Here is a 21276-nt window from a genome sequence, read left to right on the forward strand (position 1 = left end):
AAACAATTGTTTTCCGTCACCTTCTTTAGCGCGCTCACTGCACCAAAATAAAACATTAAATGCTCTTTTTTAGCCAAGCCGCATCATTTTGGTGCTAGCGATCCTATCCAGTCGGATTATCTATTACCTGATATTCAACAACACCCAACCAGCCTAATCCTCGATACGTTTCATAGCCGGGCGTTTCAGCAAAACTTATCAAGCTCCCCTTCTCCTGATAATACCCGCGTTGTTCGCTGTCGCGTGCTAACGGATACCGGTTGCCAACGGTATTTTGCTGAGTATCTGCAATGATGTGATTCTTGGAGTCGAGTAATAAAACGCGGCTACAAGCCTGCTCCTCTTCGGTTAACCCGACCCCTTCAATAACCGCCTTTGCCTGAGGGGCCCAGTCAAAAAATATGCCTAAAACGCCAATGGCAACACCATCACTCTCTCCGCCTTTGCGAATAGCCGTGGCATACGTTGCCACCGCTGCGTCGTCCAACAGGGCATTGTGCTCAATATCGTTAACCACGAACGCGTCTCCATCAGGTGTTTTCATGGCACGCTTGAACCATTCATTGTCGGCTACGTTTACACCTTTTACGCCAGGATAGTGGTCAGGACGACCGCTGGCAATCACATTGCCTTCTGCATCTGCCACCCATAAATCCAGATAAACGGTATACGAGCGCAGAATAGTGGCCAGCCGATGGCTCGCATAATCACAGCGCTGCTGATTGGGATGCTGTATGGCCTCGACCACAGCGCTATCCGTCGCCCACCAGCGCACATCGCAGGAGCGCTCAAACAAATTACGGTCAATGATTTCAACTGCATTCAAAGCAATATCGGTAAAGCGCTGCCCGCGAAACTCATTGGCCATTGACGTACCGGCCGTTTCAATACTTTCAGTGTGCGCCTCCACCTGGTGTCGAAAATCACGGGCGATTTCATTGATCGCACCGGATACACGTCCCATCTCCTGAGCAACGACGGAGAAGGCCGCACCGCTGGGACCTGCTCTTGCCGCTTCTATACGTGCATTCAAAGCCAAAATTTCAGTTTGCTGCATGATTTTTTCAATCATGCCGATTTTTTCTCGCGTAATCGTTGTAATGCCGTAAGCAAGTTCAAGAATACTATTATCTTGCATGAGCGTTCCTTATAGGAGGTATTTCAAGGCAAACCGTTTCCCTAACGCTAGTAAAGCAAGATATAGGCCAGCCTTCAGTGAACTTGGCTAACAAACTATGTTCCAATAAGGCACACGACGATGGAGGCTTTTATGCCACAGATGAATCGCGAGCAACGTAACGCCGCTTGGCAAGCTGCTCAACAATGGCGTACACGCGCAGCGCAGTCGCAGCCCGGCGGGCTAATGGGTAGCTTAAAATTGCTGCTAACGTGGCTGGCGTTTGGCGTGCTAATGGTGGTCGGCGTCATACTAGGCCTGTTCTTTCTTTTAATTGGCTGGGCCATGATGCCTTTTGTACGCCATAAAATGAAAAAGCGGATGGAGCAAATGCGCGCCGAGCAAGCTCAGGATATTGGCGGCGGTTACGCAGAGCCTCATACGCGGTCACGTCAGCAGGATGTTCTGGAAGGAAGTTACGAGGTAAAAACACACGAAGATAACAAGGCAACGCCGCGTGATTAACGGCGCTAATCATCGGCATGAGGCTTCCCAAAGCAATCAGGAAGCCTTTATGACGGCTCCACTGTTCTGAATAGCGGCGTTTGACTGAAAGACGCAAAGCTAATTGCCCAGAACAAATGACCCTAGCCCCACCAACCCAAGCCTGGTTTATGGTTCAAGAAAGCGCTGCCAAAGGGCTTCGACGGCAGCGCGATGCTCCTTAAAGTCATCGACCTCACCAATGAGTTTCTCACCCGTTAGTGCTGCGCGGTGTGTTCTGCTTCGGTAGGCCAGATAAGCTTCTTTTAACTGCTCAGCCTCCACTGAAGGTAAGTGCCCACTCTCGGCAAGCATCTCTAAAATACGCATATTATCGCTGTAGGTAGCCAGCGAGGGTGTTTGGTGAGCCAGCGCTAACACCGCGTACTGGCAGAGAAATTCAATGTCCACCATGCCACCAGCATCGTGCTTTAAATTAAAGCGCGGTTCTCGGGTTTTACTGCCCAAGTGGTCACGCATTTTGTGGCGCATGTTGACTACATCATCACGCAGGGCGTGTTTATCACGCTGCCTGCCCAGGATGTCTCCACGAATCTGGTTAAACCGTTTCGCAAGCGCACTGCTTCCGGCGACGACCCGTGCGCGCACTAGCGCCTGATGCTCCCAGGTCCAGGCATTTTGCTGTTGATAGTCAGCAAAGGCATCAAGCGAGGTCACCAATAGCCCCGCATTGCCTGAGGGGCGCAAGCGCATATCGACGTCGTACAAGCTGCCCGCGGGCGTCACCGCGGTTAGCAGGTGAATAATACGTTGGCCCAAACGGGTAAAAAACAGCGGCGTATCAATGGGTCGAGGACCGTCGGTAGCCCCTTTACCATCGCTATCATGCAGAAAAACCAGATCAAGATCAGAGCCATAACCCAGCTCGATACCGCCCAACTTTCCATAGCCAATAATCAGAAAAGCCGGTTCATGGTCGTTAAGCCCCTTGGGCACTCCGTGCTTACGGGTCACATGTTTCCAGGCCATTGCCAAAACGGCGTCCAGAATCACTTCAGCGATATACGTTAAGTAATCACTTACTTTCATTAAATGTCGTGTACCGGCGATATCAGAGGCGGCCACGTGAAGCATTTTGGCATGTTTAAATACCCGCAGTGCTTCAAGCTGGGCTTCTTCATCATCTTCAGGCAGCCGGTTTAACGTTTGACGTAACTCATCGGCCAAGCGTGCTTTATCCGCTGGGGTGTAAAGAGTTTCTGGCGTTAACAGCTCGTCCAACAGAATCGGATAGCGAGAAAGGCGCTCGGCAATCCATGGGCTGGCAACGCATAAGCGCATGAGATGCTCAAGCGCCTGAGGGTTTTCACGCAGCAGCGCTAAATAGGCGGTTCGCCTTAGTACCGCCTCAATCAAAGGCTGCACGCGGGCAAGCGCGATATCCGGTGTCTCATTTTCAGCCACGGCGGCCAGCAGTAGCGGCATTAGCGCATCAAGACGCTCAAAGCCGATTCGCTGCATACTTTGCACCTGGCGCGATTGATAGAAACTCTGCAGACGCTTCAATACCTGATCGGGCTCGGCAAACCCTGCGCTGTGTAAGTAAGCGGTTGCTTCGTCCGCTTCCAGCTCGTTGCGCCAGATCAAACGCCACTGCGCAGGCGCCAAGCGGCTTGCGTCGTTGGCTTCTTCCACATCCTCCTCGGGGTCAGCAATCACGGCATCAAAATGACGCCGAACACGCTCTCGAACATCATCAAGCGCCGCCATCAGTAGTGCCCAGTCTTGATAGCCCATGGCAAAAGCAATCCGGGCCTGGTCGGTCTCATCTGTTGGCAGCATTTGCGTCTGGCGATCTTCAAGCGCTTGGATGACGTGCTCCAGGTCGCGCAGAAATGCGTAATCAGGCATTAGTTCATCGACCACCGCTTGGGGCAGTAGCCCTGGCTCGGGCAAGCGATTCAAGGCCGTTTTCAACGACGTTACCTGCAGCTCCGTATCCCGCCCGCCACGAATCAGTTGGAACGCCTGCACCACAAATTCCACTTCGCGAATGCCGCCAGGGCCGAGCTTGATATTGCTCTGCATCCCTTTGCGCTTTACTTCGCGGTTAATCATGGCTTTTAGCTCGCGCAGCGACTCAATGGCGCCAAAATCCAGGTAACGGCGATATACAAACGGGCGCAGGCCAGCCAATAACTCAACCCCCGCCTCTATATCTCCCGCCACCGGGCGCGCCTTGAGCAGGGCGTAACGCTCCCACTCGCGCCCCTGGTCCTGATAGTAGCTTGAGAGCATGGCAAAACTGCCTACCAGCGGTCCGCCATCGCCTAGCGGCCGCAAGCGCATATCCACCCGAAAGACAAAGCCATCTGCGGTCATGGCATCCAGCGCGGCAATCAGCTTTTGGCCCAGCTTGGTAAAGTATTCCTGATGCTCCAGCGGCTTGCGCCCGCCCTGCGTCTCGCCTTTTTCAGGGAAGGCAAAAATCAGGTCGATATCAGAGGAGAGATTCAGTTCGCCTGCGCCCAGCTTCCCCATTCCAAGAACGACCAAGCGCTGGGCAGCGCCATCGGCACGGGGCGCTGGCATGCCCCAACGAGGCGCATAAAAACCTTCAAGCCAACGTAACGCGGCTTCAAGACACAACTCAGCCAGTTGAGAAACCGCGTGAGCGGTATCCCACATGGTATAACCATCAGGCCGATTTAGATCCCGCCAGATGATACCCACCATTCGTGCACGCCGAAAACGCCGCAACACACGCTGCATGGCCGCTTCATCTTCTGCGCGTTCCAGTGCGTCGTGCAGCCACTGTTGTTGATCATGGCGGGCCGGTGCCGTATCCAATTCGCCGTTGGCTTCAAGCGTTGCAAGCCAGCCCGGGTAGCGGGTGAACGTATCCAGCACAAAGGTAGATACGCTTAGCACCTTGGCCAGCGCCTCGCGGCGTGGTTGAGTAAGCGCTTGCCAACCTTCCGAGGGCAGCGGCTGCTGGGTCAATGAGGCAGTATTATCCGCTTGACCAAGCGCATCGTTCAGCCGCTGGCCCACCTTTTGGCCCTCTTGCTGAAGCACCTCAGGCAGAGTGTTTAAAGGTATAAACGAATTATCCTGTTGCATAGCTACCTCACCGCCAAGCGCTTACACGCTAGCCAAAGATTTTTTGCCAACCCAAGAGCCCCCAGGTAAGCCCAGCCATTATTAACGACAGCATGACGGCGGCGGACCCAATATCCTTGGCCCGCCCGGAAAGTTCGTGATGCTCTGTACCAATGCGGTCGACCACGTTTTCAATCGCACTGTTTAACAGCTCAACAATGAGCACGAGAAACAAGCTGCCCACCAGCAGTAACCAGCTTAGCGAGTCATTACTGATCCACCAGGCAAAAGGCAACAACACGGCGGTAATACACACTTCCTGGCGAAAGGCCGTTTCGTTACGAAAGGCAGCCTTTAATCCTTTCCAGGAGTAGCGTGTTGAGTACACCAAATGGGTTAGACCGGTATGCTCTGGTTTCATGCAAGTCGTCTCACTTTAAGCGTCGAGGAAATTAATTAGCCAGAATCATTGCGTCCAAATCGAGCGACAACGGATCAAGCACCTCAGACCAGCTTATATAAGGAGTGTTACCACTTCCGTTCACCAATACACTAAAAACACCCCAACGCCCGGAGGCCGTACGAAAGTAACCTGCTACAGCGCGTACGGCAAAAGGCTGATTCAGCGTACCTGTTTTGAGCATGACGTTATCTTGAAACGTGGATGAGCCGCGTCGAATAAATCGCATGACGCCGTTGGCAGGCGACTGAAAGGCGGCCACGAAGCTTGGAAACAGCGAACTCTTCAGATACATGTCCTCCAGCATTACATTAACGCCATGAGCCGAGGTACGGTTTTCTGTCGTCAGTCCACTACCGCTGTATAAGGTGACAGGGCCGTGGCCTGATAAGCTCTCGGCATAAACTTCCAGCGCTGAACCCGCCTGACGCAGCTGGGCTTGCGGCGTTTCCACCAGGTTTAAGGCCAGCACATCAGCCATATAGTTATTGGAGTAGTTCATGGTGCGCAGCAGGAGTTCTTGTAGCGGCTGGCTATCCACCGCCGCCAAGCGCTTCGCACTGGCAAGAGGCTGAGTTGAAGTGACACGCCATGGGTCCCTGACAGCAATGCCCGCCTGGTTTAGCATGCCAAGCAGTATCTGCGCGGTCTCTTCAGCGGCGTCGCCGGCTCCTCGATAAATATCCCGAGCCATGGCGTTGGTTGAAATTTGCCCACTCAGGCGCATTACATCGCCACGCTCATCGGTGACGCGCTCGGCGCTAATTTCGGTTCCGCTATTGGCCGGACGTGTGATGACCTGGTTATCGATATCAATTAATGGTAACTGGCTATCGCAAAGCGTGGTACGAGCGGGCTCACCCGCCACTTGAGAAGGGGCTACGTTGACACACCAGCTGCCGAAATTAACCCCCGCGGAGGTAAGCGGCGCGCTATAAGCATTGGTCACACGGGTGCGGGCGTTGCAGCGGTCGCTGGTAATACAGTCGACAGGGCCAAAACGCCACTGGCTTACGACGAGCGCACCATCCACTTCATTAACACCGGCCATTTGTAAGCGCTGTACCAGGCGCCACAGATTTTCTGTCGTAAGCCCAGGGTCGCCGCCGCCTTCAAACACCAGGTCCCCCCGCAAAATGCCGTTATCGATAGCGCCACTGCTTACCAGCTGGCTGGTAAAGCGATGCTGAGGGCCAAAGCGATTTAATAGGGCGGCCGCCATATAGGCCTTGGTAACAGAGGCGGGCGCCATCTGGCGCTCTGGGTTGATGCTTCCCAGCAACTCAGGCGCATCAGTATCAAGCAGGCGCGCCTCCGCGCTTATCGAAAACCCCTTATCCTGCAACTGCCCCAAACGGCTAAAATCGGCAAATAGCGCAGGGCTCGCCAGTAGTGAAGCGGCGGCTACCCCGGCGGTCATCGTCACACGCCACTTGCGCACCGTTGCTTTAAAGAAGTACGTCACTGTTATCGGCCTCAATGTCTATTCATTTTGAAAACACGTGCATCACCACCACACCTACCACTATCAGGGCGATATCCATCCGCGCGGACAGGCCAGGTTTTTCACCTAACACAAACGTTATAAGCGCTCGAGTTGAACCTGTAAGCGCCAAAGCGTTTGGCCGCTTTTATCGTATTTAGCTTCAAAGGGGGTTAAGTACTCACTATCGGGCGTCCATACGCCGATGTCTGCTTGCCTTCCCGTTACTTGCGCGACTGCCAAGGCAAACTCCTCAATATAAAGCGGCCAGTTGGAGCGCACCTCAAGCTGGCCACCAAGTGCCAACAGTGTGGGTAAAACCGGGTGCCCATGCCAGCGCATCTTTAAATGAGCGGCCTTGGGGTACGGATTGGGGTACAACAAATAGTGGCGTTCAGGTTGCCACCGCGCCTGATCCGCCAAGCGCCAAAAGTCAACCAGGTCCGCCCGGACCAGCAACGCATTATCCGGTAGCGCGCCATGATCACGCCCTAGCCTATCTTCACTGCGGTCGACCCCGATCACGGCATGGTCAGGGAACTGTGCAGCCAATTGGCGGGTCGAAATTCCAACACCGCACCCGGCATCGATGATCAGCGGAGCATGACGCGCTTGATACCAGCGGCTAGCCTGCTCAAATGCTTCCAGAGTATGAGCCGCAATAGGTTTACGTAGTGGCGTCGCCAACGCTCGATCGACCCGGCGCGCTAGATCATGGTGAGGGCCTGGCTGATTGGATATAACGGGGCGAGAAGTGTTCTGCATGCCATCCCTCAGACTTAAAAAGAGGTGATTCTATCAGTCTCCTGCGCTTGCAGCATGACGTCATAAGGTGCCCGGTGCTATGATCACGCCCGAGATATTTATTAAGCTCAATGGCCGCGTACTTTTTACCCTGCCATTGGCGATAACTGTTATTAAAAACCACCGCACCACGAGGAACCCGGCTTGTCACACTTACCGGTGATTGTCGGCATGGGCGGCATCAATCCCGCCGGCAGGACCTCAGGCCATCAGGCCTTCCGTCGTACCGTGCTTGATGCCCTTCCCGCTGACCAGCAGCGCCAGACCCTGGAGGGCCTGGCGGCCCTTATGCAGCTTGTCGAGCACTCCGAAAAAGGGTGGCACGATCGCGCAGGCCAGCCCGTAAACTCGCCTGCTCAGTCGTTACGTGATCAGGTGCTTAACCACACATTGGTTCGCCGCAACGAGGACCCCAGGTTCCTGGAGCCGGGGCTGCCTGCCAATCGTCAGGCCAGCCTTCAGTTGAGCGAGCCGCTGCGCTTTACGCTGCGCCGCCGCCAGCTTCCGGAAAATTTACCGGAAAACTGGCAGGTCCGCGAACTGGGCGCCCGTGAAGTAGAGGTCACTGTACCGGCAGGCGTTTTTGAGACGCTGCTGCCCGACGCTCAGCGCCCCAAGGTATGTGCAGCCGCGCAGCTTCCTCACGGTTTTGAACCGGCAAGCCTGTACCGCAGCGTGCATCACCCTCGCGGACTCTCGATGGCGATTTTTGGCGCCAGCGACTGCCTGGGTGCCAGCGGTTTATCCTGGGAGACGCTGCGCCAAACGCTTAATCCTGACCACATCGCAGTTTATGCAGGCAACTCCATTGGTCAGTTGGATGATGCTGGCTGGGGCGGCTTGATGAAGAGCCTGGTGAGCGGTCAACGCGCCACCTCAAAACAGATGCCGTTAGGGTACGGGCAAATGCCCGCCGACTTTTTAAATGCCTATGTGCTGGGTAGCGTTGGCAGTACCGGGGCGGTATTAGGCGCCTGCGCCAGTTTTCTCTATAACCTGCGCTTGGGTACTGAAGATATTCGTTCGGGGCGACGCAGAGTGGTCATGGTAGGCACCGCTGATGCGCCGATCACCCCGGAAATTATTGAAGGCTTTCGCGCGATGGGCGCCCTGGCAGACGACGCTAGCTTAAAAGCGCTGGATGCTCTGGAGCTATTAACAGATGCGGATTACCAGCGCGCCAGCCGACCGTTTGCGCTTAACTGTGGTTTTACCATGGCAGAAGCCAGCCAGTTTATCCTGTTAATGGATGACTCGTTGGCGCTTGAGCTGGGCGCAGACATTCTGGGCTCGGTACCGGATGTCTTTGTCAACGCAGACGGCTTTAAACGCTCGATTTCCGCACCAGGTATTGGCAATTACATTACCCTGGGCAAGGCCGCATCGCTGGTGCGTGACCTGTTAGGCGAAAAAGCACTAAGAGAGCGCAGTTTTCTGCATGCCCACGGCACCAGCACGCCGAAAAACCGCACGACTGAGTCCCATGTGCTGGATGAAATTGCCCGTGCGAATGGCATTACCGACTGGCCAGTCGTCGCCATCAAGTCATTTATTGGCCACTCCCAAGGCTCGGCAGCGGGCGACCAGCTGGTAAGCGCGCTCGGCAGTTTTGCCCATGACATATTGCCCGGCATCCCCACGCTTAATGAAGTGGCTGACGATGTCTACGCCGACCGGCTGCGTTTTTTCCAACCCCCTATCGCCTTTAAGGCAGATGCTGCCTTTATTAATGCCAAGGGCTTTGGCGGCAATAACGCCACCGGCGTGGTGCTTTCACCCGATGTTACTGAGCGCCTGTTGCTCCAGCGCCATGGCGCCGATGCCATCAATGCTTGGAAAACGCGTCGTGAAACCGTACGCGCCCAGGCAGATGCCTATCTGGCTCAAGCGGATAGAGGCCACTATGCGCCGCGCTATCAGTTTGGCGAAGAGGTGCTGGAAGGGCCGGAGCTGGATATTCACGCTGACCGCATTCATATTCCAGGCTATGCCCAGGCGGTATCACTTACCAGTGATAACCCCTTTGGTAGCATCAACGAGGAGCCCTCGGAATGAACACGCCACGCGTCAATATTGCCGTGTACCCTGGCACTTTTGATCCGATTACCAACGGTCACATGGACCTTATAGCGCGTGGCGCGAGGATGTTCGAGAAGGTCATCATTGCCGTAGCAGCCAGCCCCGGCAAGCGGCCAAGCCTTGATTTAGAAGCCCGCATGTCCTTGGCTAAAGACGTCTGTGCGTCGCTTTCCAACGTTGAAGTAGTGGGTTTTTCCAATCTGCTGACGACCTTTATGCACGAGCAAGGCGCCACCATCATTTTACGTGGTCTGCGTGGCGCATCCGATTTTGAGTACGAACTTCAGCTTGCCAACATGAATCGCGCTCAAAACCCGGAGCTGGAAAGCGTTTTTCTAACGCCTGGCGTAGAAAACTCGTATATTTCCTCCACGATTGTGCGTGAAATTGCCAAATTGGGCGGCGATATTTCACCACTGGTACCTTCCCAGGTCGCAGAAGCCTTGCGTAAGCACTACACTACGTAACCACTAACATTGTTGAGTAAAACACTCGGGTATTTCTTGCCGCTATTCCCGGGTGTGCCAGCCATTTGCGAGGTATGCCCATGGCACTGATGATCACCGATGAATGCATTAATTGTGACGTCTGCGAGCCCGAATGTCCGAACGATGCTATCTCGCCCGGCGAAGAGATTTACATCATCAATCCAAACCTGTGCACCGAGTGCGTTGGCCATTTCGATGAGCCACAGTGCCAGCAGGTTTGCCCGGTAGACTGTATTCCGCTTGACCCGGCACGCAAGGAAACGCAGCAGCAGCTGTTAGAGAAGTACCGCATTATTACTGCTGCCTAAGCGACGATCGCGTGCGTATATGGGCCATCGCATGGCCAATTATCCTTTCCAATATTACCGTCCCGCTGCTGGGTCTGGTCGATACTGCGGTGGTTGGGCATCTGCCCGATTCACGTTATCTGGCGGCGGTGACGCTGGGCGCCACTCTTTTCAGCTTTCTTTACTGGGGCTTTGGTTTCTTGCGCATGGGCACCACCGGGCTGGTCGCTCAGGCTATCGGCCGTGAAAGTGATAGCGATGTGCGCCTGTTACTGGGCCAATCGCTGATCATTGCTGGGGCGATTGGTGCACTGCTGATTCTTTTCTCGTCACCGCTTATTTCCCTGGGGCTTTGGTTGCTGGACGGTAGCGAGGTAGCTACGCCGCTGGCCCGTGAATATGCCGAAATACGCCTATGGTCGGCGCCAGCCGTGTTGGCCAACTATGCAATATTGGGATGGTTTTTAGGCCAACAAAACTCTCGCGTTACGCTGATGATTTTGTTGCTGACCAACAGCGTCAATATCGTGCTCGACCTGTGGTTTGTGGTGGGCCTGGGCATGACCAGCAATGGCGTTGCCTGGGCAAGCGTTATTGCCGACTACAGTGCACTAGCGTTTGGCGGCTATTTGGTGACGCGCCAACTTAAAACGCTTTCTGGGCATTTATCGCGTGTACACCTGCTGGCACTGTCGGCCTATACGGCCCTTTTCAATATCAACGCCAACCTGTTTGTACGCACGCTTGGCTTGCTGTTCGTCATGGCCTTCTTTACGGCTCAAGGGGCGCGCCAAGGCGATACGGTGCTGGCCGCCAATGCGGTGCTACTGCAATTTATTATGCTCACCAGCTACGCCCTGGATGGCTTTGCCCACGCGGCAGAATCGCTGGTGGGTCGCGCCTTTGGTCGCCGTGACTGGCAGGAGCTTTCACTCATTGTTCGCAGGGCAGCCCAATTCTCCTTTTGGACAGCGGCCGGTGCCTCACTGGGGTTTGCCCTTGGCGGCAATCAGTTGGTGGCACTTTTAACCGGGCTTGACGAAGTACGCACTGCCGCCGCGTTATACCTTCCGTGGATGGTGGTGATGCCGCTGATTGCCGTTTGGAGCTATCTTCTGGATGGCGTATTTATTGGTGCTACCGCCGTGCGTGAAATGCGTAATAGTATCTTTATCGCCATGCTGGTTTACCTGCCGGCCTGGTGGCTGACCCAAGGGCTAGGCAATCATGGCTTATGGTTCGCTTTTACCCTGTTTATTACGGTGCGCTCGGGTGTATTGATTGGTTACTATCGACGCTACCGGCACTCGCGTTGGCAATAAGCGTTTAAACCCGTCCTCCCGTTATTGGCTAGCTGCGCTATCGTTCTAAAGTACGTCTTTAAATGTGAAAGCCATGGCGCATCGCCGTATATTAGCCATGTACTTCCTATAACAAACAAGAGAGCTTGCCATGCTAAAAATGATATCGAAACCAGCGGTTAAGCTGGTTGAGCGTTATCTACCCGACCCGTATATTTTTGTTTTGCTACTGACGATCGTGGCGGCCGCTGCCGCCATTGCCGTGGAGCGCCAAACGCCCCTTGCGGTGATGCGCATGTGGGGAGACGGCTTTTGGGGCTTGTTAACCTTCTCGATGCAAATGCTGCTGGTCCTGGTAACCGGCTTTATGCTGGCAAGCTCACCACCCGTGAAGCGTATCCTGCAAAAGCTTGCCGGAACGGCAAAAAGTGCCGGTGGCGCGATTATCCTGGTGACGCTGGTCTCGCTTGTGGCCAGCTGGATTAACTGGGGATTTGGCCTGGTGGTGGGGGCACTGTTTGCCAAGGAGTTAGCTCGGTTGGTACGCGTGGATTACCGCTTGCTCGTGGCGAGTGCCTACTCGGGCTTCATCGTGTGGCACGGTGGCCTTGCGGGTTCCGTGCCGCTGACTATCGCCACCGAAGGACACTTCACTGCCGATGCGATTGGCGTGATTGGCACCGGCTCAACGATCTTCGCCTTTTTTAACCTGGCGATTGTTGTGTGTCTGTTTATCGCGGTACCACTGGTTAATCGGTTAATGCTGCCCGACGAAAAAGACAGTGTGTATGTCGATAGCAAGCTGCTTGAAGATGCCCCCGCGCCGAAGGAGCGTATTACCCGCCCGGCGGAAAAACTCGAAAATAGCCTGGTACTTTCGCTACTGGTGGGCGTGCCGGGGCTTTTGTATCTGCTTGATCACTTTATTCTTCGGGGCGGCGGTTTAAACCTGAATATCGTGAACTTTCTGTTTCTGTTTTTAGCTATCGTACTTCATCGCACGCCACGCAGTTTGCTTATTAGCCTTAACGAAGCCATTAAGGGTGGCGCTGGCATCGTTATTCAGTTTCCGTTTTATGCCGGCATTATGGCCATTATGGTGCAGTCAGGCTTGGCCCAAAGCATGTCGGAGTGGCTAATCTCGTTTGCGACAGCAACCTCGCTGCCCTTTTGGTCGTTTATTAGCGCCGGCATTGTTAACCTGTTTGTGCCTTCCGGCGGCGGCCAGTGGGCAGTGCAAGCGCCCGTGATGCTGCCAGCGGCCCAGGCGCTGGGTGCCGATATCTCACGGGTGGCCATGGCCGTTGCCTGGGGCGATGCCTGGACTAACTTGCTGCAACCTTTCTGGGCGCTGCCGGTGCTTGCCATCGCTGGCCTAAAAGCCAAAGATATTATGGGCTTCTGCCTGATTCAGCTGTTTGTCACCGGGGTGATTATTTCCATAGGCTTGGTCTGGTTCTAAGCTTTTATCTGCCCGCCCCACAGGGCGGGCAGCGTTAACCAAGGACACGTTATGTCAGATGCCGCACACACGGCCTTACCAGGACAGCATGAGCTGTCAATGACCGTACTAATGACGCCCGATATGGCGAACTTCAGCGGTAAAGTACACGGGGGCGCTATTCTTAAAAAACTGGATGAAGTCGCTTACGCTTGTGCCAGCCGCTATTCGGGCCACTATGTCGTCACCCTTTCCGTCGACCAGGTGCTATTTAAACAGCCCATTCACGTGGGCGAACTCGTCACTTTTTTGGCCTGCGTTAACCATGTTGGTCGCTCCTCAATGGAGATCGGCATTAAGGTGGTCGCCGAAGATATCCGTAATAAGCTCATCCGCCATACCAACAGTTGCTACCTCACCATGGTCGCGGTGGACCCTGACGGAAAACCCGCCAGCGTTCCCCCTTTGACGCTTACCACCCCTATTCAACAGCTCCGTTTTGAAAAAGCAGCACTGCGAAAAAAGCATCGTAAACAGGCAGAGCAGGAAGAAAAACTTACCCAGCAGCACTATCAGGCGCAGGCTTAAAACTGTCAGGCGCAGGCTTAATAGGCTAACCCGGATATTACGAGGCGTCGCAGGCAGCGGCCGAATCAGGTGGGCTAAGCGCTTGATGCTGCTTTAATACCCATTCACAAGGAGGTTTCATGCCCACCAGACGGCGCTACCCACAATTGCCCAAGCCCGTTGAGTACGCTCATATTGGCTGGGATTTACTGATTCTCATCGCGGTGGTGCTTAATTTAGGGCTTTTGCTGTTTGATTCACTGTTTTTAATCGAGCCTGTTAACCAGGCCATTGCAGGCCTGGCACCCGCCTTTTATACATTTTATGATACCCAAGTCCATAGCCGCTTTTTTACGATTGATCTGTTCTTTGTCGCTTTTTTTGTTGCCGATGTTCTGCTGGGCTGGACCGTCGCCGTAGCCGAAAGGCGCTATCATCGCTGGTTTTTCTACCCCTTTGTGCACTGGTATGACGTTCTGGGCTGTATTCCATTAAGCGGTTTTCGCCTACTCAGAATACTGCGTGTGGTGTCATTACTTCATCGCTTACATCGTCTGCGGCTTATTAATATTACTCACTGGTCGATATATCAATTTTTCTTTAAATATTACGATATCCTGCTTGAAGAACTTTCTGATCGTATCGCGCTACGGCTTTTGGGCAATGTACAGCAGCAAATTCTGTCCAGCGACTCGCTAACTGAGCGGGTGGTCGACCGAGTCATCATGCCGCGCAAAAAGCAGTTGATTAGTGAAATTGTGCAGCGTCTGGAAAGTACCGTGGGCGAGGCGTACCAACAAAATCGCACGCACGCGATGCAAGCCATTGATGAACTTGTAAGCCGCACGCTACGTGAAAGCCCCGAGATTCAGCGCTTGCACCGCCTGCCGATGGGCCAAACCGCCACGAATGCCATGCAGGCATCTATTAGCGGCGTTGCCCAACGGTTAGTGGATGAGCTTGCGCTGGGTATCCATTCTCCCGAGTTTAGGCAAGTGGTTGAACGCACCGCAGAGAGCGGCTTTAACAGCTGGCTGACCGTCGATGAAGGCAGCCAACGAATCACAGAATTGGTGCTTTACGATATGCTTGAAATGCTTAAAGAGCAGGTGAATCGCCAGCGTTGGAAGGATCGTTATGAATAGTCAGTGGGTTATTCTTGGGCCAGCCGCCCTTTACATGATGTCGATGACCCTAACGCCCGGCCCTAATAACATTATGTTGACCGCGTCAGGCGCCAACTTTGGCTTTAAACGCACGCTGCCACATATGGTGGGTATTGTCGGCGGCTGCTTTTTGCTGTTTTTCAGTATTGCTTTGGGGTTAGGCGTGCTGTTTGAGCGCTATCCTTCCCTACAGTTCGCCCTGCGCTGGTTAGGCAGTGCTTACTTGCTCTACCTCGCATGGAAAATTGCCAGCGCGCCACCGCCTGATTTAAAGAGCAAGGCACACAGCGTACCCCTTACCTTCTGGCAGGCCGCCGCGTTTCAATTCGCCAATCCCAAGGCGTGGGTCATGGGGCTTGCGTTAATCGCGGGGTTTATTCCTGATCAGGGTTCAACCGTTGCAAACGCGTTAATCCTGGTGGGTTTTGTAGAGCTGGTTGCCTTCCCCTGTTTGGCGCTATGGGCGGGGTTTGGCATGGCGATCGGTCATTGGATTAAAAGCGACGGTGCCTGGCGAATATTTAACGTCACCATGGGAGTGCTCACCGCCGCTTGTGTAGTGCTGATATTGCGCTAACCGCAGCGTAAAGCTTCGACCGTTTCATTACTATCAACATGGATATTCAAGCGGTCCGGCCGGTGGTCCATAGTGGCCACATCGCTTGGACGTAGCACGCGCACCTGGCGCGACTGACTTTCGCTTTGCAACTGCGAAACGTTCGCTTCATCGAAGGCCTCGCCTATGGCGTAGCGAATTGAGGCGGTATCGCAGCTGTCCATGGATACCGGTTGGCCATTTTGATCGCCCGAACCCGACGTTCTAGCCGTGTCAGAACCGGCAGCGCATGCAGAAAGCAGAATAATGCCGCCGCTGGCGGCTAATAATTTCATGTACTGAAACCCATAAGTGGATCGCCACGTATTCATAAACCTACCCCGAATGATTATTAACCTGCAGGCCAAACACACAGTGGGCCAGGCAATTGCCTGGCCCACTCAACATCGTCAAGGGTTCATGGACCTTAGCTTGCGGCGTCCTGAACGGCCTGGCCGCCTCTTTCCACATCCTGGCCTGCGCCAGCCACCGTGTTACAACCGGCCAACGCGCCTGCTGTCATAAGTAGAATAAAACCAGTCGCTAAAAGCTTTTTCATTTGAGTTCTCCTTAACGTGTCTAGCAACAGCGCCTCTGGTAGCGCCTACCCTTTCCAAGGGGTACTTTTAGCGTAACAGTGTTTGGGTAATTTCGCCTGTTTTCCCGAAGGTTGCTCCCTACACCGCGTCATCTACCCAAAGCATCGGCTATCATATACACCATTGAAGACTACCTGGAGCGCGCTCTTTGAACGATTTCACTCTCGACCAACGTCTGGACGCTGACACCTTCCCCATCGCCGACCTGCCACTTTGCCGTGTGCTGTTAATGAATGATGCGCGCTATCCTTGGGTGATTCTGGTGCCTCGGCTGAATAATATCAGCGAAGTATTTGAGCTTTCCGAGCCTGACCAGGCCCAGCTATGGCGGGAAGCCACCCAACTGGGCAGCGTGATGAAAACCCTCTTCGAGGGCGATAAACTGAATATCGCCACCTTGGGCAACGTCGTCAAACAGCTGCATATCCACGTGGTCGTGCGCCACCAAGCTGATGCCACTTGGCCTGCGCCGGTATGGGGCAATGGCAGCGCCGAACCGTATGAGTTGGAGTCACTTGCCGACCTGCGCGATCAACTTATTGCGCATATTGACCGCTTAAACGCTTAGCTGCTGTCAGGGCCTTAAAAGCGGGCTGCTTTGCCTTGCGGGCGGCTCGCCAAGCAAGGGCGCCCCGGCAGGTTGAGAAACACTCGTCGTGACAAGCATAACGCCCAATAGAACAATCAATATGCCGCCGGCAAGCGCCGCCCAGCCCACCACTTTATGCGCCGACTGAGAAGCGTGCTGCTGCCTGGCTAAACGCCGCGTTGCCCAGCGGCGTGCAAACACGCTGGCAAGCGCCAACGCCGACACCGTCATTCCTGTACCCAACGACATGGCCAGTACCGATAAAACGCCAATATAAAACTGCCCCAATAGGCTGGCGGCGCCGAGTAAAAGTACCGCGCCACTGCAAGGACGCATACCAATCGCACCGACCGTCATGATGGCGGTACGCCAATCCAACGCTTGCTCGGGTTCGATATGATGCGCGCCGCCACAGCAGTGGTGGTGGTGGTGGTGGTGGTGGTGGCCATGACTGTGGTCGTGATGGAGATGATGGCCATTGCCGTGGTCGTGCTGAACCGGATAAAACGCAATAGGCTGATAAGCGCGGCGCAGCTGCTTGTAAGCCCGAACGCATAGCCAAACACCCAATAGCGTTATGAGTAAAAAACTGGCCTGCTCAACCCAAACAACACTGCCCATGGCCTGACGCGTTAGCCACCCCAGGCCGTGCACCAGAATGGCCACCATGACGATGGCAGTCACGCCTTGCAACAGCGACGCGGCAAACGAAAGTCCTAGCGCGCGTCGCACGGCGCCACCATGAGAGGCCAGATACGTTGCCAGCACCGCCTTCCCGTGCCCAGGCCCTGCCGCGTGAAAAACGCCGTAACCAAAACTGACGCTCAATAATACCCACCAGGTGGCTTGAGAAGGTTCGCGGGCAAGCTCGGTAATCGCCAGCGTGAGCGAGCGGTTAAAGCTCCGCTGCCAAGCCAGCATCTGGTAGCTTGTGCCCTGTAATCCCCCTTCCCATAAAAATATCACTGCCCCAGCAGCAAGTGCTAATAGCGCAATCAGCATAATGGGCCTGCGCATAACGAGTGATCGCATAAAGCACTACCTTATTTCATACATTCATAGAATTCGTCGGGTCTGCAGCTTGTGATTAGCGGCAATCAACACGCCCTGTTTCGGCAAAAAACCGTCCAAGCCCTGGTTCGGCTTCCTCATCCTGGTCCAGCAGAGCAGCTTGCAGGACCAGCTCAGGGTCAGGTTCGGCGATTAAGATGCTTAGCTCGCAGGCAGGTTCCCCGTGCAGCACCAAGGCGTCGTCTTTAGGCTGGTTATTTTCTGACTCATGAACCATCTCGATATAATACGTTGGATCGTATATTTGATAATCAAGCACGTGGCCCGCCAAGGGTTGGGGCGTTTGTAGCGGGAGGATAAACGTAAAGCTAAGCCGCCCGTCATGCTCCCTGGCCGTGTATTCGGTTACCTCGCCCAATGCCAACGGCTCGCCATCCAGACGAACGTCTGTAAAGTAGTGCTGACCCGCAAGATTATCGCGTATTTCAGTGCCTAACCGGTCAAGCCCAACCTCCAGGCTAACGCCATCCACATGCTGGAGCTCTTCAAACACCACCAGGCTATAAAAAGGGTCCATCCGCCATGCGTGATGCAACCCGCGCACAACGCCCTCCTCGTCGGTCATGACTCGGATACTGAAATCAATCCAGCCATGCGGATGTGCGGTTGCAAGCGGGCTCATCAGCAAGCCGATCAATCCAGCGCCCAGCGCCCAACATTTGCCGCTATAAAAAGTACTTACTCTTTGATCACCACACTGCTTCACGGTGCTAATCCCAACGTTGCTTGTAAATCCACTAGCCACGGATCCAATAAATAAGGCGCCAATGGTTGATTGCCACGCCAAGCCATGACACTCACCTGGCTACCACTCCCGGCTTCACTCACCTGCAGTTGCAAACGGTATTCAGGCCAGCGGGCTAGCGAGGCTTCTGCACGCCCCAGGGTCAAATCGGCATGGCGTATCACGTACCCTTGCTTCATCATCAGCTCAACAGCACTTCGAAACGTCGTATCGACCGAGGCTGGATAGACAAGCTCACGCGGGACAGACGGCGACGTCGTTGCGCAGCCGGTAAGCCATGTACTCAAAAGCATCACGCCTACCCACCTGATATCCCAACGGCCTCGCCTCATAACCCTCTCCCGGTTGGCATCCTGTATTGCTCAAGCGCCGTTTGAAAGCGCTGACAAAAATCATCGTTGCTCGCACTGTACGACTCCCGCATATCGCCCAGATGGTCGAAGCGGCGGATATCGCGCGAGATACGAATATGGTCGTCGTGGATCAGGAGTGAGACCCGTTCGACCTCGACTGGCTGCTGTTGCAGCCCGCCCCCAAAGCCCATTCCGATGCCGATACCGCCGCCGCCTCCCAATCCAAACCCGCCGAAGGCACGTATGCCGCGACCATAACCGTAGGCGTTATCATAAGGATCGTAATAGCCACGCAGCGCTTGGGTGCGGCTAGCAGTGACCAGGCCTAACGTCGCATCCGTCGAATTCAGTTCAAATCCCGATTCGGTGAGCAGCGCAACGCTTTGGCGAAGCACTTCCTGGGAGTCTCTTTCAGCACTGTTAGAAAAATAGCAGGCCGCTGAGGGGGCAGGCTCGGCCTGGGGCAGACGGTCTGGCGTCACCTGGCAGCCAGCCAGCGCCAGCAGGCAGGTTAAGCTAATCGGTATCGACTTCATGTTAGATCCTCGAGCGATGATCACAACGGGTCTATCAGCAACTGGTCTATCAGCAAGCAGCGCGTTAAGCTCCTCTCATCATTACAATAGATTAGAGACCGTCATTTGCGGAGATTGTGCGATGAATATCCTGCTTTGCCCCGATAGTTTTAAAGACGCCCTAAGCGCTGAATTAGCAGCCAAGGCGATGGCTAAAGGCGTACGTAGTGCGGTCCCCGGCGCGCAAACACACTGCTGCCCGTTGGCTGATGGTGGCGAAGGAAGTCTGGATGCATTAATTGCCGCAACCGGTGCCAAGCGGTGCTATCAAACGGTTCACGATGCACTTGGACGACCCCGCGATGCCGCCTGGGGTTGGCTTAGCGAACAGCGTACCGCGTTTATCGAACTGGCAGAAGCCAGCGGATTACAACACTTAAGCCCTCAAGAGCGCAACGCGCTACAAACCTCCACCTTTGGGGTAGGCGAGTTATTTCTCGCAGCGCTTAACCAGGGCGCCGAAAACGTACTGCTACTGCTAGGAGGAAGCGCCACCAACGATGGCGGTGCTGGCATGCTACAAGCCCTGGGCGCCAGGTTTCAGGATGCACATGGCAAGCCACTTGCGCCAGGCGGTGCTGCGCTTGCAGGCCTTGAATCGCTGGATATTTCTGGGCTGGACCCACGCTTGGCCTCACTCAACGTGGAAGCAGCGGTGGATGTGGATAACCCACTGCTGGGTGAACGGGGCGCCAGTGCGGTATTTGGCCCTCAAAAAGGCGCCTCCCCTGAAGAGGTAGCTCAGCTTGACTTGGCGCTTGCCCGCTTTGCCGACATTTGCGCCAGCACGTTGGCGCAGGACTACCGAGACCTGCCCGGCGCAGGTGCCGCAGGCGGAATGGGGTTTGCAGCCAGCGCGTTTCTTAACGCGACGCTAAAACCGGGCATCGAATTGATTATGCAGCACGCGAATATGCCCACTCTGCTCGATAACGCTGACCTGATCATTACCGGTGAGGGACGCCTGGATGGACAAAGCATGTCGGGCAAAACACCCATTGGCGTTTCCCGTGCGGCCAAGCGCTTGGGTAAACCAGTGGTTATTTTAGCGGGCAGCTTGGGCGATGGCTGGCAAGCCTGTCTTGATGAAGGTGTAACCGCTGCCTTTGCCTTGGCCGATGGTCCCATGACACTGGAACAGGCTTTACCCAGAACAGCCGAGTTGCTGGCGGCACGCTGTGAAACAATTATTCGTTTATGGTTAACCCCGACGGCCCCTTGAAAAACATCTCGAACGGCAGCATTACTGTTGTTAGGCAGCATTCGTGAAAGCCACGTCGATACATGCTCCGTTTTAAGATCCAGTTATTAAAACCGGGCGGTGTTGCCGTCACGGTAATGTCATAACGCTATGAGTACGATGCAAAAAACCTGTTTTGCAATGTTCCAGCAGCGTTTTATGCTAATCAAACGATTTGATAGCCGTGCTACACGGCTCCAACAAGGAGAGACAGCATGACCGATACCAATAGCATCGGCCTTCATGAAGGCAGTGCCAGCCAGCTTGCCGAGAAACTCAACCACCTGCTGGCGAACTATCAGATTTTTTACATGAACGTGCGCGGCTACCACTGGAACGTGAAGGGTAGCGACTTTTTTGAACTGCACGCCAAGTTTGAAGAGTTTTACACGGACCTGCTGACCAAGGTAGATGAAGTCGCCGAGCGTATCCTCACCCTGAGTCACAAGCCGGTACATGCCTACAGTGACTACGCCACGCTTTCGCATATTCAGGAAGATAAAGACGTACACGACGGCAAAGCCTGCGTTAACGGCATTATCAAAGGATACCAGGTCCTGATTGAGCTTCAGCGCGAAGTGCTCTCACTCGCCTCTGACGCTGATGATGAAGGGACAGCCTCACTAGCCAGCGACTACATTCGCGAGCAGGAAAAAACCATCTGGATGCTGAACGCCTATCTCGGTAAGTGATACGCGCTCTTCTTAGCG

At 54.6% G+C, this 21276-nt stretch carries 23 protein-coding genes; 12 read left to right on the top strand and 11 right to left on the bottom strand.

Translation table 11 applies throughout. The features are described 5' to 3' along the window. Nucleotides 1-103: 103 nt before the first annotated feature. Nucleotides 104-1138, bottom strand: coding sequence for a methyl-accepting chemotaxis protein (locus ACT3RQ_RS13920; RefSeq protein WP_193053307.1), 1035 nt, complete (start codon nt 1136-1138; stop codon nt 104-106). Between the two features lie 132 nt (nt 1139-1270). On the opposite strand from ACT3RQ_RS13920, the gene ACT3RQ_RS13925 reads away from it, so the two are divergent. Next, the gene (locus ACT3RQ_RS13925; protein WP_444680683.1) at nt 1271-1642 is read left to right on the top strand and encodes a hypothetical protein; all 372 of its coding nucleotides are present in this window, start codon (nt 1271-1273) and stop codon (nt 1640-1642) included. A gap of 147 nt (nt 1643-1789) precedes the next feature. Here the strand turns inward: ACT3RQ_RS13925 and glnE are convergent, their stop codons facing one another. The 4 genes from glnE to trmB all read right to left on the bottom strand — a co-directional run bounded on the left by glnE (nt 1790) and on the right by trmB (nt 7431). Further along, a complete protein-coding gene (gene glnE / locus ACT3RQ_RS13930; protein WP_444680684.1) occupies nt 1790-4744 on the bottom strand; it encodes a bifunctional [glutamate--ammonia ligase]-adenylyl-L-tyrosine phosphorylase/[glutamate--ammonia-ligase] adenylyltransferase in 2955 nt (984 codons plus the stop codon). Between the two features lie 28 nt (nt 4745-4772). Next, nucleotides 4773-5144 (bottom strand): diacylglycerol kinase, encoded by a 372-nt coding sequence (locus ACT3RQ_RS13935; RefSeq protein WP_193053309.1) that lies wholly within the window; start codon nt 5142-5144, stop codon nt 4773-4775. Nucleotides 5145-5175: 31 nt separating this feature from the next. Next, nucleotides 5176-6603 (bottom strand): D-alanyl-D-alanine carboxypeptidase/D-alanyl-D-alanine endopeptidase, encoded by a 1428-nt coding sequence (gene dacB / locus ACT3RQ_RS13940; protein WP_444680705.1) that lies wholly within the window; start codon nt 6601-6603, stop codon nt 5176-5178. A gap of 162 nt (nt 6604-6765) precedes the next feature. Next, nucleotides 6766-7431, bottom strand: a complete 666-nt coding sequence (gene trmB, locus ACT3RQ_RS13945; protein ID WP_444640181.1) for a tRNA (guanine(46)-N(7))-methyltransferase TrmB — start codon at nt 7429-7431, stop codon at nt 6766-6768. A 210-nt stretch (nt 7432-7641) separates the two neighbouring features. Here trmB and ACT3RQ_RS13950 point away from each other — a divergent pair, with 210 nt between their 5' ends. The 8 genes from ACT3RQ_RS13950 to ACT3RQ_RS13985 all read left to right on the top strand — a co-directional run bounded on the left by ACT3RQ_RS13950 (nt 7642) and on the right by ACT3RQ_RS13985 (nt 15376). Next, nucleotides 7642-9525, top strand: coding sequence for a beta-ketoacyl synthase (locus ACT3RQ_RS13950; protein WP_444640205.1), 1884 nt, complete (start codon nt 7642-7644; stop codon nt 9523-9525). Next, on the top strand, nt 9522-10016 hold the full coding sequence (coaD, locus tag ACT3RQ_RS13955) for a pantetheine-phosphate adenylyltransferase (protein ID WP_193053311.1): 495 nt from the start codon (nt 9522-9524) through the stop codon (nt 10014-10016). The genes ACT3RQ_RS13950 and coaD overlap by 4 nt, the downstream gene beginning before the upstream one ends. Before the next feature lie 80 nt (nt 10017-10096). Beyond that, a complete protein-coding gene (locus ACT3RQ_RS13960) occupies nt 10097-10345 on the top strand; it encodes a YfhL family 4Fe-4S dicluster ferredoxin (protein ID WP_087105869.1) in 249 nt (82 codons plus the stop codon). An 11-nt stretch (nt 10346-10356) separates the two neighbouring features. Then, nucleotides 10357-11646 carry an MATE family efflux transporter gene (locus ACT3RQ_RS13965; RefSeq protein WP_193053312.1) on the top strand — a complete coding sequence of 430 codons (1290 nt, stop codon included), beginning with the start codon at nt 10357-10359 and terminating at the stop codon, nt 11644-11646. A gap of 130 nt (nt 11647-11776) precedes the next feature. Continuing rightward, complete coding sequence (locus tag ACT3RQ_RS13970) at nt 11777-13087, top strand: short-chain fatty acid transporter (RefSeq protein ID WP_172117364.1); 1311 nt, start codon at nt 11777-11779, stop codon at nt 13085-13087. Between the two features lie 51 nt (nt 13088-13138). Then, entirely contained in the window at nt 13139-13654 is a 516-nt protein-coding gene (locus tag ACT3RQ_RS13975) for an acyl-CoA thioesterase (RefSeq protein ID WP_172117363.1), read from the top strand. Nucleotides 13655-13773: 119 nt separating this feature from the next. Beyond that, nucleotides 13774-14778, top strand: coding sequence for an ion transporter (locus tag ACT3RQ_RS13980; protein ID WP_441677295.1), 1005 nt, complete (start codon nt 13774-13776; stop codon nt 14776-14778). Further along, entirely contained in the window at nt 14771-15376 is a 606-nt protein-coding gene (locus tag ACT3RQ_RS13985) for a LysE family translocator (protein WP_172117361.1), read from the top strand. The genes ACT3RQ_RS13980 and ACT3RQ_RS13985 overlap by 8 nt, the downstream gene beginning before the upstream one ends. Here ACT3RQ_RS13985 and ACT3RQ_RS13990 read toward each other — a convergent pair. Then, the gene (locus tag ACT3RQ_RS13990) at nt 15373-15690 is read right to left on the bottom strand and encodes an I78 family peptidase inhibitor (protein WP_444680685.1); all 318 of its coding nucleotides are present in this window, start codon (nt 15688-15690) and stop codon (nt 15373-15375) included. The two genes, ACT3RQ_RS13985 and ACT3RQ_RS13990, sit on opposite strands and share 4 nt — an antisense overlap. 131 nt (nt 15691-15821) lie before the next feature. Further along, on the bottom strand, nt 15822-15953 hold the full coding sequence (locus ACT3RQ_RS13995; protein ID WP_087105855.1) for an entericidin A/B family lipoprotein: 132 nt from the start codon (nt 15951-15953) through the stop codon (nt 15822-15824). Nucleotides 15954-16141: 188 nt separating this feature from the next. Here ACT3RQ_RS13995 and ACT3RQ_RS14000 point away from each other — a divergent pair, with 188 nt between their 5' ends. Further along, nucleotides 16142-16561 (top strand): HIT domain-containing protein, encoded by a 420-nt coding sequence (locus ACT3RQ_RS14000; protein ID WP_193053317.1) that lies wholly within the window; start codon nt 16142-16144, stop codon nt 16559-16561. Between the two features lie 6 nt (nt 16562-16567). Here ACT3RQ_RS14000 and ACT3RQ_RS14005 read toward each other — a convergent pair whose 3' ends face one another. Genes ACT3RQ_RS14005 through ACT3RQ_RS14020 form a run of 4 tightly spaced genes read right to left on the bottom strand, consistent with a single transcriptional unit; the run spans nt 16568 to nt 19287 of the window. Then, nucleotides 16568-17614 carry a nickel/cobalt transporter gene (locus ACT3RQ_RS14005; RefSeq protein WP_444680686.1) on the bottom strand — a complete coding sequence of 349 codons (1047 nt, stop codon included), beginning with the start codon at nt 17612-17614 and terminating at the stop codon, nt 16568-16570. A gap of 55 nt (nt 17615-17669) precedes the next feature. Beyond that, nucleotides 17670-18302: a DUF1007 family protein gene (locus ACT3RQ_RS14010; protein ID WP_264298632.1), complete on the bottom strand. Its 633-nt coding sequence runs from the start codon at nt 18300-18302 to the stop codon at nt 17670-17672. 53 nt (nt 18303-18355) lie between these two features. Further along, complete coding sequence (locus ACT3RQ_RS14015; RefSeq protein ID WP_172117357.1) at nt 18356-18730, bottom strand: hypothetical protein; 375 nt, start codon at nt 18728-18730, stop codon at nt 18356-18358. After that, entirely contained in the window at nt 18727-19287 is a 561-nt protein-coding gene (locus tag ACT3RQ_RS14020) for a hypothetical protein (protein WP_444680687.1), read from the bottom strand. The genes ACT3RQ_RS14015 and ACT3RQ_RS14020 overlap by 4 nt, the downstream gene beginning before the upstream one ends. Nucleotides 19288-19408: 121 nt before the next feature. Here ACT3RQ_RS14020 and ACT3RQ_RS14025 point away from each other — a divergent pair, with 121 nt between their 5' ends. Further along, nucleotides 19409-20548: a glycerate kinase gene (locus ACT3RQ_RS14025; RefSeq protein ID WP_444680688.1), complete on the top strand. Its 1140-nt coding sequence runs from the start codon at nt 19409-19411 to the stop codon at nt 20546-20548. Nucleotides 20549-20781: 233 nt separating this feature from the next. Then, nucleotides 20782-21258, top strand: a complete 477-nt coding sequence (locus ACT3RQ_RS14030) for a Dps family protein (RefSeq protein ID WP_172117354.1) — start codon at nt 20782-20784, stop codon at nt 21256-21258. The last annotated feature ends 18 nt before the right edge of the window (nt 21259-21276 follow it).

This window comes from Halomonas sp. AOP43-D1-4, from assembly GCF_052446175.1.
Lineage (GTDB): Bacteria > Pseudomonadota > Gammaproteobacteria > Pseudomonadales > Halomonadaceae > Vreelandella > Vreelandella citrativorans.